The organism is Xanthobacter lutulentifluminis (assembly GCF_043194675.2).
GTDB lineage: Bacteria > Pseudomonadota > Alphaproteobacteria > Rhizobiales > Xanthobacteraceae > Xanthobacter.
In genome coordinates this window covers 4103777-4117261 of record NZ_CM195525.1, presented here as the reverse complement: position 1 = coordinate 4117261, position 13485 = coordinate 4103777, and the positions used below count along the sequence as shown (strand labels likewise).

At 71.7% G+C, this 13485-nt stretch carries 12 protein-coding genes; 2 read left to right on the top strand and 10 right to left on the bottom strand.

Going from position 1 to position 13485, the window contains the following annotated elements; all coding sequences use genetic code 11:
- Window positions 1–40: 40 nt before the first annotated feature.
- From accC to V5F49_RS19110, 5 genes are all read right to left on the bottom strand, one after another.
- The gene (gene accC, locus V5F49_RS19130; protein WP_394117921.1) at window positions 41–1399 is read right to left on the bottom strand and encodes an acetyl-CoA carboxylase biotin carboxylase subunit; all 1359 of its coding nucleotides are present in this window, start codon (window positions 1397–1399) and stop codon (window positions 41–43) included.
- A gap of 99 nt (window positions 1400–1498) precedes the next feature.
- Window positions 1499–1984: an acetyl-CoA carboxylase biotin carboxyl carrier protein gene (accB, locus tag V5F49_RS19125; protein ID WP_394117920.1), complete on the bottom strand. Its 486-nt coding sequence runs from the start codon at window positions 1982–1984 to the stop codon at window positions 1499–1501.
- A 52-nt stretch (window positions 1985–2036) separates the two neighbouring features.
- Complete coding sequence (gene aroQ, locus V5F49_RS19120) at window positions 2037–2477, bottom strand: type II 3-dehydroquinate dehydratase (protein ID WP_394117919.1); 441 nt, start codon at window positions 2475–2477, stop codon at window positions 2037–2039.
- A gap of 158 nt (window positions 2478–2635) precedes the next feature.
- Window positions 2636–3430, bottom strand: coding sequence for a DsbA family protein (locus V5F49_RS19115; protein WP_394117918.1), 795 nt, complete (start codon window positions 3428–3430; stop codon window positions 2636–2638).
- Window positions 3431–3471: 41 nt separating this feature from the next.
- Window positions 3472–4842: a M48 family metalloprotease gene (locus V5F49_RS19110; RefSeq protein WP_394117917.1), complete on the bottom strand. Its 1371-nt coding sequence runs from the start codon at window positions 4840–4842 to the stop codon at window positions 3472–3474.
- A 434-nt stretch (window positions 4843–5276) separates the two neighbouring features.
- On the opposite strand from V5F49_RS19110, the gene V5F49_RS19105 reads away from it, so the two are divergent.
- Both V5F49_RS19105 and aat read left to right on the top strand, forming a co-directional pair.
- Window positions 5277–6461: a pyridoxal phosphate-dependent aminotransferase gene (locus V5F49_RS19105; RefSeq protein ID WP_394117916.1), complete on the top strand. Its 1185-nt coding sequence runs from the start codon at window positions 5277–5279 to the stop codon at window positions 6459–6461.
- 55 nt (window positions 6462–6516) lie between these two features.
- The gene (gene aat, locus V5F49_RS19100) at window positions 6517–7188 is read left to right on the top strand and encodes a leucyl/phenylalanyl-tRNA--protein transferase (protein ID WP_394117915.1); all 672 of its coding nucleotides are present in this window, start codon (window positions 6517–6519) and stop codon (window positions 7186–7188) included.
- On the opposite strand, the gene V5F49_RS19095 is transcribed toward aat, so the two are convergent.
- The 5 genes from V5F49_RS19095 to V5F49_RS19075 all read right to left on the bottom strand — a co-directional run bounded on the left by V5F49_RS19095 (window position 7125) and on the right by V5F49_RS19075 (window position 11950).
- Complete coding sequence (locus V5F49_RS19095; protein WP_394117914.1) at window positions 7125–7805, bottom strand: DUF2155 domain-containing protein; 681 nt, start codon at window positions 7803–7805, stop codon at window positions 7125–7127. The two genes, aat and V5F49_RS19095, sit on opposite strands and share 64 nt — an antisense overlap.
- A gap of 187 nt (window positions 7806–7992) precedes the next feature.
- Window positions 7993–8403: an NADH:ubiquinone oxidoreductase subunit NDUFA12 gene (locus tag V5F49_RS19090; protein WP_394117913.1), complete on the bottom strand. Its 411-nt coding sequence runs from the start codon at window positions 8401–8403 to the stop codon at window positions 7993–7995.
- A gap of 85 nt (window positions 8404–8488) precedes the next feature.
- Window positions 8489–9589, bottom strand: a complete 1101-nt coding sequence (locus V5F49_RS19085) for a calcium:cation antiporter (protein ID WP_394117912.1) — start codon at window positions 9587–9589, stop codon at window positions 8489–8491.
- Between the two features lie 88 nt (window positions 9590–9677).
- The gene (speB, locus tag V5F49_RS19080) at window positions 9678–10673 is read right to left on the bottom strand and encodes an agmatinase (protein ID WP_394117911.1); all 996 of its coding nucleotides are present in this window, start codon (window positions 10671–10673) and stop codon (window positions 9678–9680) included.
- A gap of 677 nt (window positions 10674–11350) precedes the next feature.
- Window positions 11351–11950 (bottom strand): hypothetical protein, encoded by a 600-nt coding sequence (locus V5F49_RS19075; protein WP_394117910.1) that lies wholly within the window; start codon window positions 11948–11950, stop codon window positions 11351–11353.
- Window positions 11951–13485 lie beyond the last annotated feature (1535 nt).

Genomic DNA, 13485 nt, shown 5'->3' with positions numbered 1-13485 from the left:
GTGCGTGGTGCGATGATCGCGACCGACGGGGCGCCCGCCCTCAGCCGGCCTTCTTGCCCTCGCCCTCGGCCAGGAAGTGCTCCAGCCAGTGGATGTCGTACTGGCCATCGGCAATGGCGCGGGTGCGCACCAGCGTGCGGAACAGGGGCAGCGTGGTGTCGATGCCGTCCACCACGAACTCGTCCAGCGCCCGGCGCAGGCGGCGCAGGCACTCGTCGCGGGTCTTGCCGTGGACGATGAGCTTGCCGACCAGGCTGTCGTAGGTGGGCGGGATGACGTAGCCCTGATAGGCGTTGGAATCCACGCGGATGCCGAGGCCGCCGGGCACGTGATAGTGCGTGATCCTGCCCGGCGAGGGGCGGAAGGTGGTGGGGTGCTCGGCGTTCACGCGGCACTCGATGGCATGGCCCTCGATCACCACGTCCTTCTGGGTGAGGGTCAGCGGCTCGCCGGCGGCGACGCGGATCTGCTCGTTGATGAGGTCGATGCCGGTCACCATCTCCGTCACCGGATGCTCCACCTGGATGCGGGTGTTCATCTCGATGAAGTAGAACTCGCCGTTCTCGTAAAGGAACTCGATGGTGCCGACGCCGAGATAGCCAAGCTTGCGCATGGCGCTGGCGCAGGTCTCGCCGATCTGCTCGCGCTGGGCGGCGGTGATGACCGGGGACGGCGCCTCCTCCCACACCTTCTGGTGGCGGCGCTGGAGCGAGCAGTCACGCTCGCCGAGGTGGATGGCGTGGCCCTTGCCGTCGCCCAGCACCTGCACCTCGATGTGGCGCGGGGTGCTCAGATACTTCTCGAGATAGACCGCGTCGTCGCCGAACGCGGCCTTGGCCTCGGTGCGGGCGGTGGAGAGGGCCTGCGACAGGTCCTCGGCGGTCATGGCGACCTTCATGCCGCGCCCGCCGCCGCCGGCCGCCGCCTTCACCAGCACCGGGAAGCCGATCTCGGCGGCGACGCGGTGCGCCTCTTCATCCGAATGGATGCCGCCGTCGGAGCCGGGCACCACCGGGATGCCCAGCGCCTGCGCCGTCTTCTTGGCCTCGATCTTGTCGCCCATGATGCGGATGTGCTCCGCCTTGGGGCCGATGAAATGGATGTTGTGGTCCGCGAGGATCTCGGCAAAGCGGGCATTCTCGGCCAGGAAGCCGTAGCCCGGATGCACCGCGTCCGCGCCCGTGATCTCGCAGGCGGCGAGCAGGGAGGGGATGTTGAGGTAGCTCTCGCGCGCCGGGGGCGGGCCGATGCACACGCTCTCGTCGGCGAGGCGCACGTGCATGGCGTCGGCGTCGGCGGTGGAGTGGACGGCGACCGTCGCGATCCCCAGCTCCTTGCAGGCGCGCAGGATGCGCAGCGCGATCTCGCCGCGGTTGGCGATGAGGATTTTTCTGAACATCAGCGGTGCCTGCCTTCGCGGCCCGGCCCCGCGTCGCGATGACACGGGTGGGCCGAACGTTTCTGCTTCAACGCGCCGTCTTCACGCCAGCGGGCGCGCTCACTCGATGATGAGGAGCGGCTCGCCATATTCCACCGGCTGGGCGTTGCCCACCAGCAGGCGCGTCACCGTGCCGGAGCGCGGGGCGGGGATGGCGTTCATGGTCTTCATGGCCTCGACGATCAGCACCGTCTGGCCTTCCTTCACGCTGGCGCCCACCTCCACGAACGGGGCGGCACCGGGCTCGGCGGAGAGATAGGCCGTGCCGACCATGGGCGAGGCGACCACGCCGGGATGCTTCGACAGGTCGGCCGGGGCCTCGGCGGCCGGGGCCGTCGCGGCCGCAGCCGGAACGGGCGCTGCCGCGACCGGGAAAGCGCCGGCGAAGGGCGCGGCCTGGGCGATGGTGACCGGCGCGGGCGCGCGCACCACGCGGATGCGCAGGCCCTCGTGCTCCACCTCGATCTCGGTCAGGTCGCTGCCCGAGAGGAGCTCGGCGATCTCCTTGACGATGGCGGTGTCGATGGGGGGATTGGAGGGCTTCATGATGTTCCTGCTCTTGCCGGCCGCTCGGGGCCGCTCGAGGCGTTCGGTTCGGTCACGGGGTGGGCGGCAGGCCGGCGAGGGCCCGAAGGCCGAGCACGTAGCTCTGCGGTCCGAAACCGCAGATCACGCCGCGCACCACGGGCGAAAGATACGAATGATGGCGGAATGCCTCGCGCGCGAACACGTTGGAGAGGTGCACCTCGATGGTGGGCACCCCCACCGCTGCCACCGCGTCGCGCAGGGCGACGGAGGTGTGGGTGTAGGCCGCCGCGTTCAGCACGATCCCGCGGGCGCCGCGCGCCGCCTGGATCAGATCCACCAGCGCGCCTTCCGAATTGGTCTGCCGGAAGACGATCTCGAAGCCGAGCGCGGCCCCTTCGGCGCGGCATAGGGCCTCCACGTCGGCGAGGGTCGCCGCTCCGTAGATGCCGGGTTCGCGCGTGCCGAGAAGGTTCAGGTTCGGTCCGTTGAGGACGTGGACGGTGTCGGGCATCCGTTACTGATCTGCCGCCGGCACCCATTGGCCGGGTCGCAGCCTTATAGGGGCGCGCGCGCCGCAAGGAAAGAGAGGGCGGCGTCCCCGCATGACAGACATGTGTAAGCCGCCCCCGGGCCGATGCCCGCAGGCGGCGCTGCGGCCGGAGCCGCCGGTCACTTCTTGGGCGGGGCCTTGCGCGCCTCGGCGATGGCCGCCTTGAGCCGGTCCGAGCCCACGGCGCCGATCACCACCTGGTCGCCGACCACGTAGGACGGGGTGCCGTTGAGCGCCAGCGCCTCGGCGATCTTCATGCTCTCGTCGAGGGTGGCGTTGAGCTCCGGCGAGGTCGCCTGCTTCTGCAGCAGGGCGGTGTCGATGCCCACCTCCTTGGCCGCCGCCAGCGCCTTGGCGCGATCGGCCTGGCCGCGGCCGCCGAGCAGCGCCTGATGGAACGCCATGTACTTCTCGGGCGCCACCATGCGCACCGCCACCGCCACCTGCGCCGCCTCGACGGAGCCCGGGCCAAGCACCGGGAATTCCTTCAGCACCACGCGCAGGTTGGTGTCCTGCTTCATGATGTCCTGCAGGTCGGAGAGGGCCTTCTTGCAGTAGCCGCAGTTGTAGTCGAAGAACTCCACCAGCGTGACGTCGCCCTTCGGGTTGCCGACCACCACGCCGCGCGGGCTGTCGACCAGCAGCTGCTTCATCTCCTGCACCGCCTTCTGGCGCTGGGCGGCGTCGGCCACCATCTGGCGGCTCTCCAGCACGGAGATGGCCTCCTGCAGCACCTCGGGATGCTGGAGCAGGTAGTCGCGGATGATCGGGCCCATCTCCTGCTTCTCCGCCTCGGTGAAGGCGGCCGCCGGGCGGGCGACGAGAACGGCCGAACCGATGGCCAGCGCCAGCGCGGCGATGCGGGTGGCGAGAGGCCGGGAAGCGGCGCGGGGCGAGCCCGGATGGCGGGGCATACGTGTCTCCATGGGGTAGGGAATCGTCATGACAGGACGCGCTATTGGTTTGACGCGCTTTTGGGCGGCTTGAAATTCACGAGATCGTCGGCCTTCAGCCAGCCGGGCGAGCCTTGCGGGAACCGCTGGCGGGCGCGGGCGGCCAGCTCGCGGCCGGTCTTGAACTCGCCCGATGCGAAGAAGCCCTGCGCCGCGGCAAGATCGGCATTGGCGAGATCGCCGGAGCGGCCATAGGCCATGGACAGGGCGCGCCAGCCGGAGGCCGAATTGGGATCGCGCTGCGTCGCCTGCACCAGCTCGCGGATGGCCTCGCCCGTGTAGGCCGGATTGCCGGATTCCACCAGCGCCTGCCCCAGCATGGCGCGGATCAGCGGCGAGCCGCCGGTCATGGACACGGCCTTGCGCAGCGGCGCGACCGAATCCGCCGCCCGCCCGCTTTCCAGCAGCGCCTGTCCCTTCAGCTCGTAGAAATAGGGGTTGGCGGGATCGCGCGCGATCAGCGCGTCGATCTGGCTCACGGCGGAATTCACGTTGCCGAAGCGGTAGGCGGAGATGGCCCGCGCGTATTGCGCCGCCATGGAGGTATCAGAGGCCGGATAGCGCCGCGCCACCGCCTCGGGCCGCTCCATGAAGCCGACGAGCTTGGCGCGCATCAGGTCGTGGCGGGCCTGCAGCGCCGGCGAATCCTTGGTATTGTAGTAAGGACTTGCCTTGGCCAGCTCTTCGAGCGTCGCAATACGCTCGCGCGCCATGGGATGGCTGAGCATGTAGGGATCGACGCGCTGGCTGATGAACAGCTGGTCGTTCTGAAAGCGCTGAAAGGTCTCCAGCATGCCCTTGGCCGACTGCTGGGTGGCGTCGAGATATTTCACCGCCGACCGGTCGGCGGCCTGCTCCTCGCCGCGCTGGTAGGACAGCAGGGAGCGACGGATCATCTCCTGGGGTGCGGAGATGGCGGCGCCACCCACATTGCCGAGGTCGCGCCCGTTCATGCCGCTGGCAGCACCCGCCGCCACGCCGCCGGCCGCCAGCAGCATGGCCACGATGGCCATGGTCTGCGCGCCGGCCAGCTGCTCGCGCATGCGGGCGAGATGGCCGCCGGCGATGTGGCCGGTCTCGTGGGCGAGCACGCCGATGATCTGGTTCGGCGTCACCGAATCGACCAGCGCGCCGGTGTTGACGAAGATGCGCCGCCCGTCCGCCACGAAGGCATTGAACGAGCGGTCGGCGATCAGCACCACCTCGACATTCTGCTGGGCGAGGCCCGCGGCCTTGAGGATGGGCCGGGTGTAGTCCCTCAGCAGCGCCTCGATCTCGGCATCGCGAATGGTGGTGGGCGGCTTGCCGGTGGCCCGTTCCTGCGCAAGCGCGGCCTGCGCCGGGAGCGCCATGGCCGCGGCGAGGCACAGCATGCGCCCGAGCCGTGCGGCTCCTGCCCGCAGCACCGGCCTGCGCCGCAGAGCCGGAGCGGGGGAAAGCCCTTCAGGCGCCCCGCTCGCCATCGCGGCGCGCGCCGGGGCGGATGTCTCCACGGGCATCCTTGCAAGCATCGACATGGCTGCTCGGTCTCGTCTCTCTTTCTCGACCCCTGGGCCCTGCCCCGCCGGACAGCGCAGGACCCTCACCACTTGGCGCCCGGGGCCATGCAGGCTACGAGACTGCCGGACACTGGCGCCCGCCCGACCTTCGGTCAATGCGCCGGTCTTCACGTTGAGGCGAAGCTGCGCCCGGGCACGCGCGCGGCGATCCTGCCTCAGGGACAGTCAGAATGCGGCGGCAACACGGCGGCGCGGCCTGCGCGCGGCGTGGAAGGTCGCCCGCCATCAGGAAAGCCGGTCGTTTCCCCATGACCCATGCGCCGTTTCCCCCCGCCTCCGTCCGCCTCTCCCGCCGCAGCGCGGTGGAGCCCTTCATCGTGATGGACGTGATGGAACATGCCGCCCGCATCGAGGCGCAGGGCGGCCGCGTGATCCATCTGGAAGTCGGCCAGCCGGCCGCCCCCGCCCCCATGGTGGCGCGCCGCGCGGCCGCCGCCGCCATCGAGGCCGGCCAGGTTGGCTACACCGCCGCCCTCGGCATTCCGGCCCTGCGCGCGCGCATCGCCCGCCACTATGCCGAGACCCATCGGGTGGAGGTGGACCCGGAGCGCATCGTCGTCACCAACGGGTCGTCCGGCGGCTTCCTCCTCGCCTTTCTCGCCCTGTTCGAGCCGGGCGACCGGGTGGCCATCGCCGCGCCGGGCTATCCGCCCTACCGGCACGTGCTCTCCGCCCTGGGCTGCGAGCCGGTGCTGATCGAGACCCGGGCCGAGGACCGCCACGCCCTCACCCCCGAGCGGCTGCTGGAGGCGCATCGCGCCCGCCCGCTCAAGGGCGTGCTGGTGGCGAGCCCCGCCAATCCCACCGGCACCATGATGGACCGCGCCGCCCTCACCGCGCTCCACGCCTGCGCCCGCGAGCTCGGCCTCGCCTTCATCTCCGACGAGATCTACCACGGCCTCGACTATGCCTTTCCCGCCGTGAGCGCGGTGGAGATCGGCGACGACGTGACCGTCATCAACTCCTTCTCCAAGTACTTCTGCATGACAGGCTGGCGCGTCGGCTGGATGGTGGTGCCCCCCGGCGTGTCGCGGACCATGGAACGGCTGCAGCAGAACTTCACCATCTCGGTGCCGACCCTGTCGCAGATCGCCGCCGACGCCGCCTTCGACGGCCGGGCCGAGATGGACGCGGTGAAGGCCGGCTATCTGGAGAACCGGCGCATCCTCACCGAGGGGCTGCCGGCGGCCGGCCTCTCCCGTTTCCTGCCGGCGGACGGCGCCTTCTATCTCTACGCCGACGTGTCGGACTTCACCGACGATTCCGCCGCCTTCGCCCGCCGCATGCTGGATGCGGTGCATGTGGCGGCGACGCCGGGGGTGGATTTCGACCCGTTCCACGGCCGCAACTTCCTGCGCCTGTCCTATGCCGGATCGGCGCCCGACATGGCCGAGGCGGTGGAGCGGATCGGCGCCTTCCTGCGCCGGGGCTGACGCTCCGGCACCCCGGCGGGTCTCACGCGCGCGCCATTTCCTGCTAATGTGGGGCATGAGCCGGCTGAGCGACCAGATCGTCGAGATCACCCCCGATGTGCTGCTGAAGGCTTATGCCTGCGGCATCTTTCCCATGGCGGAGAGCGCGGACGATCCGGGGCTGTACTGGATCGAGCCCGAGCGGCGCGGCATCATCCCGCTGGAGAGCTTCCATATCTCCTCCCGCCTCGCCCGCACGGTGCGGCAGGACCGGTTCGAGGTGCGGGTCGACAGCGATTTCGAAGCGGTGATCGACGGCTGCGCCGAGCCGCAGGACGGCCGCGAGAAGACCTGGATCAACGAGCGCATCCGTCGCCTTTACGGCGAGCTGTTCGCGCGCGGGCGCTGCCACACGGTGGAGGCCTGGCGCGACGGGCGCCTCGTGGGCGGGCTCTACGGGGTGCGGCTCGGCGCCGCCTTCTTCGGGGAAAGCATGTTCCACCGCGAGACCGACGCCTCCAAGGTGGCGCTGGTGCATCTGGTGGGACGGCTGATCGCCGGCGGGTTCCGGCTGCTGGACACCCAGTTCGTCACCAGCCACCTGAAGACCTTCGGCGCGCTGGAAGTGTCGCGCCGGCACTACCACCGGCTGCTCGACCACGCGCTCCAGGCGGAAGGCGACTTCTACTGCTGGCCGCGTGCCGTGGCCGGGGCGGAGGCCCTGCAGCCGATCAGCCACACGTCGTAGATGGGGTGCTCCACCGCGTGCAGGCCGGGGCTCGATGCGAACATCCAGCCGGTGAAGATGCGCTTCGCCTGCCCCTGCAGCGTCACCTCGTTCACCTCGGCGAAGGCGGTGGTGTTCTGCGTCTCGTTGGCGGGGCGGGTGTAGCACGCGCGCGGCGTCACCTGGAGGGCGCCGAACTGCGCCGTCTCGCCGATGGCGACATCGAACGAGGTGATGCGGCCGGTGATCTTGTCGAGGCCGGCGAACACGGCGAGGGCATTGGCGATCTTCTGGGTCGGCGGCTGCACCACCACCACGTCGCCGCCCTCATCGGACCCCGGAGCGGCCGGAGCGGCCGGGGCAGCGGGCGCCGCAGGAGCGGGCGCGCCGACAGGCGGCGGCGGCAGGGTGCTGCGCTGGATGCCGCCCTGCGCGCCAGGCGGCGGCAGCGGACGGGGCGCGGTTCCCGGCGGCAAGGCGCCGGGAACGGGCGCGGCAGGACGCGGCGCCGGAATCGTGCCGGGCGGCAGCTGCTGCTGGGAAGTGTCGAACGTGTTGCGCGGCTGCGCGACCGCCCCGGGCGCGGTTCCGGCGAGTAGAGCCGCCGCGAGAAGCGGGACGGTGCGAAGAAGGCGCATCAGCACAAGAACCCGTAATCAGCGGCCGTGGGCCGCGCGCAGCGGCGCGGACAGGACCCGTCGGCCGCCGGACCATGACGAAGGGCACCCGCCGGCCGGACCGTGACGCATCCGGACCCGGACGGAAACCGGGGATCCCCTCTCAACCGCCGGATTCGGGCAGCGGCAAGGCGACCGGAAGGTCGCCTCACTCGCCGGGCGTCCAGGCCTTGTAGTCGCCGGTGACGCGGGGGCGGACGCCGCCGGCCAGCACCGAGCCCTTGGGCCGGTAGGCGCCGGGAGAGCCCGTCATGTTGCGACGGTGCGGCTTCTGCCAGGAGCGGGCGGTGTAGTTTTCCTCGGCCGGAGGCGTGTCCACGCGGTGGTGGATCCAGCCCCACCAGCCCGGCGGAATGGTGGTGGCATCGGCATAGCCGGGGTAGATGACCCAGCGGCGCTCGAAGCCGAGCGCCGGGTCCAGCTTGCCACCCTTGGTGCGGTAGTAGCGGTTGCCGAACTCGTCCTCGCCCACCAACTCGCCGAAGCGCTTCGTCCACCACATGGTCCCGATGGTCTGCTTGTTCCACCAGGTGAAGATGTAGAGCAGGAGGTTCTTCACGGCCCGCGCCTTCGTTCAAAAATCGGGCGGAACATGCCATCTGGCACACCGGAAGTCCACCGGCCCGCATGCTCCGCACCCGCCTTTATGGCATGAACAGCAGCATCACATAGACGAAGAAGACGATGATGTGGACCACGCCGTTCAGCGCGTTGGTCCGCCCGGTGCCGAACGAGAGGATGGACAGGACGAACGTCAGCAGCAGCATCGTCCGGTCCTCGTTGTCCAGCCCCAGCACCATGGGCCGGCCGATGAGGCTCGCGATGACCGCCATGGCCGGGATGGTCAGCGCCACCGTCGCCAGCGCCGAGCCGAGCGCGATGTTGAGCGAATGCTGCAGGTGGTTGCGCGCCGCCGCCCGCACCGCGCTGATTCCCTCCGGCAGCAGGATGAGCATGGCGACCAGCGCGCCCGTCACGGCGTCCGGGTCCTCCAGCGCGAACTGGCCGAGGAAATCCTCGAACGCAGACGCCACGTGCTTGGACAGCGCCACCACCACGGCGAGGCTGAACACCAGCATGGCGAGCGCCCCGGCGAAGACCCAACCGGTCGGCGGCTCGCCGGAATGCCCCTCGGGCTGGCTCTCGTAGTGCTCGCGGTAGCGCACCGTCTGCATGTAGAGAAAGGCGCCATAGAGGGCGATGGCGATGAGCGACATGTAAGTGAGCTGCGCCGCCGAGAACGCGCCGGTGGCCCCCGCATGGGTCTCGCTCGGCAGGATCAGAAGCATGACGCCGAGGGCGATCATCACCGACAGATAGCCGGAAACCCCCTGCTGCTGGATCGTCTGCTCATGGTGCTTGAGGCTGCCGAGCAGCAGGCACAGGCCGATGAGGCCGGTGTTGACGATCATCAGCACCGAGAGCACCGCCTCGCGGGCGAGGGTCGGGTTGTTCTCGTTGTGCAGCATCATGGAGCCCATGACGGAGACCTCGATCACCGTCACCGACAGGGTCAGCACCAGCGTGCCGAAGGGCTGGCCGAGCCGCGCGGCCACCACGTCCGCGTGCCCCACCGCGGTATAGGAGGTGCCGCACAACAGAAGCACGGCGCCCACCGAGAGCAGGACCACCACCAGCCCTTCCGCTCCGGGGGCGACCGCCGGATAGAGCCAGAAGGCCAGCGCCAGAAGGAAGCCCAGAGCGGGCAGGACATAGGAAACGGCCTTGGCCCTGCTGCCCGTCATGCCCCGCCTCCGGCCTGTTGCGCGCAGGCTGTTCCCACATCCCGGCGGGAGCCGCAAGCGTGGCAGCTCGCGCCGGGATGCGCGGGTGTCAGAGCGTCACGGCCCGGCCGCCGATCTTCCGCTCCGCCAGGAGGCAGAGATAGACCGACGCGAGGGTGGCGCCGGCGAGGGCAGTGATCTCGGCATGGTCGTAGGGCGGCGAGACCTCCACCACGTCGAACCCCTTCAGGTCGAGCCCGCCCAGCCGCCGCAGGCAGGAAATCACCTCACGCGTCGAAAGGCCGCCGCAGACCGGCGTGCCGGTGCCCGGCGCGAACGCCGGGTCCAGCGCATCGATGTCGAACGACAGATAGACCGGCGCATCGCCCACCCGGTCGGCGATATGGGCGGCGAGCGCCATCGGCCCCATCTCGCCGGCGGTGATGCCGTGGACGATCTCCAGCCCGTAGGTCTGCGGCGCGTGGGTGCGGATGCCCACCTGGATGGAACGCTCCACGCGGATCAGGCCGTCCTTCACCGCGCGGGTGATCATGGTGCCGTGGTCCACCCGCTCGCCGCCATCGTCCCAGGTGTCCTGATGCGCGTCGAACTGCACCAGCGCCACCGGCTCGCCCAGCCGGGCCACCAGCGCCTTGAGGATGGGATAGGTGAGGAAGTGATCCCCGCCCAGCGTCACCAGATGGGCGCCGCGGTCATAATGCGCCGCCGCCTGCGCGGTGATGGCGGCCGGGATGCCGGCGGGCAGCCCGTAGTCGAACACGCAGTCTCCCGCATCCACCACGTCGAGCGTCTCGAACGGGTCGATGCCGAACGGGTAGAAGGGGTCGCCGTCGAGGATGGTGGAGGCGGCGCGGATGGCGCGCGGCCCGAAGCGCGTGCCAGGACGGTTGGAGACGGCCACGTCCAGCGGCACGCCCCACACCGCCACCTCGGCCCCGCCCCCGTCGCGCGCATAGCGCCGCCGCAGGAATGAGGTCACCCCCGAATAGTTGGGCTCGGTGGACTGGCCGTGGCGGAACGCGGGATCGAGCGCCCGATCCACGGGGCGCGGACGCAGCGGATCGGCATGGGCATCGCTGGACATGGTTTTCCTCGATGGATGACGGCCGTTCCGGCCGCGCCGGCACTATAGCGGAAGCCGGGCCGCCGGCATGGGCCCCGTGAGGACAAATCGGCGGCGGCACGGCGGCGGCATGTGCGGGCGTGCGCCGACGCCGGCTTTCCGGTCCGCGTGCAGCCGGCAGCTCACCGGCCTCGCGGCCTTTTCCGGCTGGAAGCGCGACCCGGACACCTCGAGCCGTCGCGGCCGGAGCGTAGCCATCGGCGGGATGCCGGGCGGACGGACAAGCCATGCCCTTGCGCGGCCGCCGGCATGCGGCGCCGGGCGGACATGCGTCCGTGCCATGCCCTCGAACCAGCTTGTTTCCGGTGGACGCCATCCCCCGAATGGCGCCGCCATCGCCGGCCATCCGGTGAGGCGCCCTGCCCCGACATCCCCCTTCAGCATCACCTGAGCGCCGGCATCACCCGCCGGCGCGGGCGGATCGCCGGGCGACCCGGCTCGTTCCGCCCCTATTCCGCCACCGTCGGTCGGCGCGACGGAGGTGCCGGCCGCGCCGGGCACAGCGTGTCCCGGCTGGCGGCCACGCGCCGAGACGGGGCGAGGCCGCCCCGCGCGCGCCTCATTCCAGCCGCCCGCAATCGCGATGCGCGCTCCGGACGGCCCGCATGCGGCAGGGCGGCAGTCCTTCGGGGAACGCCCTATTCCGGCGCCAGTCGCCCGCGATAGACGATATTGCCGTCCGGCCCATCCTGCGGCGGTTCCGGCGGGGCGGAAGCAGGGCCGCGGGTGACCACCAGCTCCACCGCCCCCAGCCGCCCGCGGCCGAGCGCGCCCAGCTCCGGCGCGCGCACCGCGAAGCCGGAGGAGAAGGTGCCGACGAGGTGCGTGCCCCGGCCGGGAACCGTGACCCACAGGCGGTTCACCTCGCCATCCGCGGGGGCCGGCGCGAAGCTGCGCACCAGCATGACGCCGCTGTCGGGATCGATGCGCACGGCGATGGCCGGCAACGGCTCGCCCTGCAGCACGCCTACCCACTGCCCGTCGCGCGGCCAGAACCACTCGCGATAGATCACGAACGCGCCGAGCAGGAGAACGACGACACCCAGCGCCAGGGCTGCGCCGCGCCAGGCCATGCCGGTCCGCACCGCATAGGGCGGCGTCACCGGCGGCGGCTCGGCGGCCGTCTCCGGAAGGGCGGACACGGCGCCCGAGGCAACCGCCGCGGCCCAGCCGGGCAGCGGCACCGCCTCTTCGCCGCGCGCGGCCGCAGCCGGATCGGCGGAGGGCGCCTCCGCCACGCCCCCCTCTGGCGCCAGTGCAGCCTCGGTCGTCTGCCGGGCTTCGGCCGCGGCTTCCGGCGCGGGCCGCGGGCCGGCCAGCTCGCTGACGTGGGGCGTCGGGACGACGGCGCCCGACAGGGCATCTCCCGCACCCGGAGGCACGGTTGGGGCGGGGCGGCCGCCGGGCGTGTCCACCAAGAGCGATGGTGCGCCCGCCTCCGCGGCAGCTTCGGGCGCGGCTGGCGGAATGGGGCGGGCAGCTTCCGGCGGAGCGGCTGCGCCGGCGACGCGCGAGGCCGGCGCACCTGGAGCCGGACCGCCACCGCCTGCTGCCGAGGCAGGTGCCGGCGTGGCGCTCGTTGCCGATGTCATTCCCGCGGTGGTGGTGGACGCGCCGGCGGGGGCCAGCGCGTGTTCCGCGGCCAGAAGATCGGGCGCCGAGATCGCAGCGCCGGCGGGAGGGGCAGCATCTTCCGCGGTAGCCGGGGCGTCCTGATCAGCGGGCGCGTCGGTCGGCGCGTGGAAGGTCCGAGGCGCCGACTGGTCCAGGCCGGTTGCGGCCCGTTCGCCCAAGTCCGGCGCCGCGCCTGCCATGCCCGGCGCGAGTGGCGATATGTCCGGCACGGGAGCGGCGGCCTGATCGAGGCGGGTCTCCGCCGGATCGGCCGGATGCGGCGCGGGCGGCGCGGCGCCGGCAGCGGGCGGGACGTGGACCGGCGGCAGAGGTGCGGGCAGATCCGTTGCCACGGCCTCGGGTGCTCTGAGGTCCGCCGGACCCGCCGACGGCGGCACAGAGGCCGCAGGCTCGTGCAGATCGGCACCGGGAGCGGGCCAATCAGACGCCGCCTCGCCCGGCGCGCCCGCGTGCGGCGTAGCATCGGCGGGCGACAGGTCCGGAGGCTCCATGGTGGTTCCGGCTTCGGGCCGGGTCGCCATCCCGGCATCGCCGGAGGCGGGCATCGGCTCGCCCCCGCTGAGAGCGGGCGGCACGGCCTCCATCCCGAAACCGCTGCCGGACGCGAAGCCTCCGGGGACCTCCGGTGCCCCGGGCGCCGGTTCCTGCTCGGCGAACATGAAGGGAGGGGGAGTGTGTGGTGCGTCGGCGGCGGGGGCTGCCCCGGCCGTTCGCGGCGACGCCTCGGGAGCGGCGGCGCGTTCCTGCTCGCCGACGAACGACGTCGGCGTGGCCGGTGCCGCCTCGCCGGTGAAGGATGGCGCGGAGCCGAGCGGGAGCGACGCGATGGCAGGTGCGGCCGGCGGCCCCTCAGGACCGCCGGGCACGGGTTCCAGCGCGTGGCTGAACGCAGGCTCCCCAAGCTCCTCCGGAGCGACGGAGGCAGGCGGCTCCGTTGCGGCCCCGAGCGGCTCCGGTTCGACAAGGCTGAACGCCGGCGGCGCAGAGGCAGCGGATGGCACAACCGCGCCGGGCACCGCCTCGAGCCCCCCGGAGGCCGGCGCGCGATCAGAACCGTCGCCCCCTCCTGCGCCGGCAGAAGCGCCCGCCGCCGTGTCCAAAACCCCGGGCGGCGGTTCCGGCTCGGAAGGGCCGGGCG

What these genes read in the sequence shown, in the direction of transcription:
- V5F49_RS19095 (WP_394117914.1), bottom strand. Translation starts at nt 7,805, where the DNA reads ATGCGCCTTCTTCGCACCGTCCCGCTTCTCGCGGCGGCTCTACTCGCC.
- accC (WP_394117921.1), bottom strand. Translation starts at nt 1,399, where the DNA reads ATGTTCAGAAAAATCCTCATCGCCAACCGCGGCGAGATCGCGCTGCGC.
- V5F49_RS19110 (WP_394117917.1), bottom strand. Translation starts at nt 4,842, where the DNA reads ATGCTGTGCCTCGCCGCGGCCATGGCGCTCCCGGCGCAGGCCGCGCTT.
- V5F49_RS19115 (WP_394117918.1), bottom strand. Translation starts at nt 3,430, where the DNA reads ATGCCCCGCCATCCGGGCTCGCCCCGCGCCGCTTCCCGGCCTCTCGCC.
- accB (WP_394117920.1), bottom strand. Translation starts at nt 1,984, where the DNA reads ATGAAGCCCTCCAATCCCCCCATCGACACCGCCATCGTCAAGGAGATC.
- speB (WP_394117911.1), bottom strand. Translation starts at nt 10,673, where the DNA reads ATGTCCAGCGATGCCCATGCCGATCCGCTGCGTCCGCGCCCCGTGGAT.
- aat (WP_394117915.1), top strand. Translation starts at nt 6,517, where the DNA reads ATGAGCCGGCTGAGCGACCAGATCGTCGAGATCACCCCCGATGTGCTG.
- V5F49_RS19085 (WP_394117912.1), bottom strand. Translation starts at nt 9,589, where the DNA reads ATGACGGGCAGCAGGGCCAAGGCCGTTTCCTATGTCCTGCCCGCTCTG.
- V5F49_RS19105 (WP_394117916.1), top strand. Translation starts at nt 5,277, where the DNA reads ATGACCCATGCGCCGTTTCCCCCCGCCTCCGTCCGCCTCTCCCGCCGC.
- aroQ (WP_394117919.1), bottom strand. Translation starts at nt 2,477, where the DNA reads ATGCCCGACACCGTCCACGTCCTCAACGGACCGAACCTGAACCTTCTC.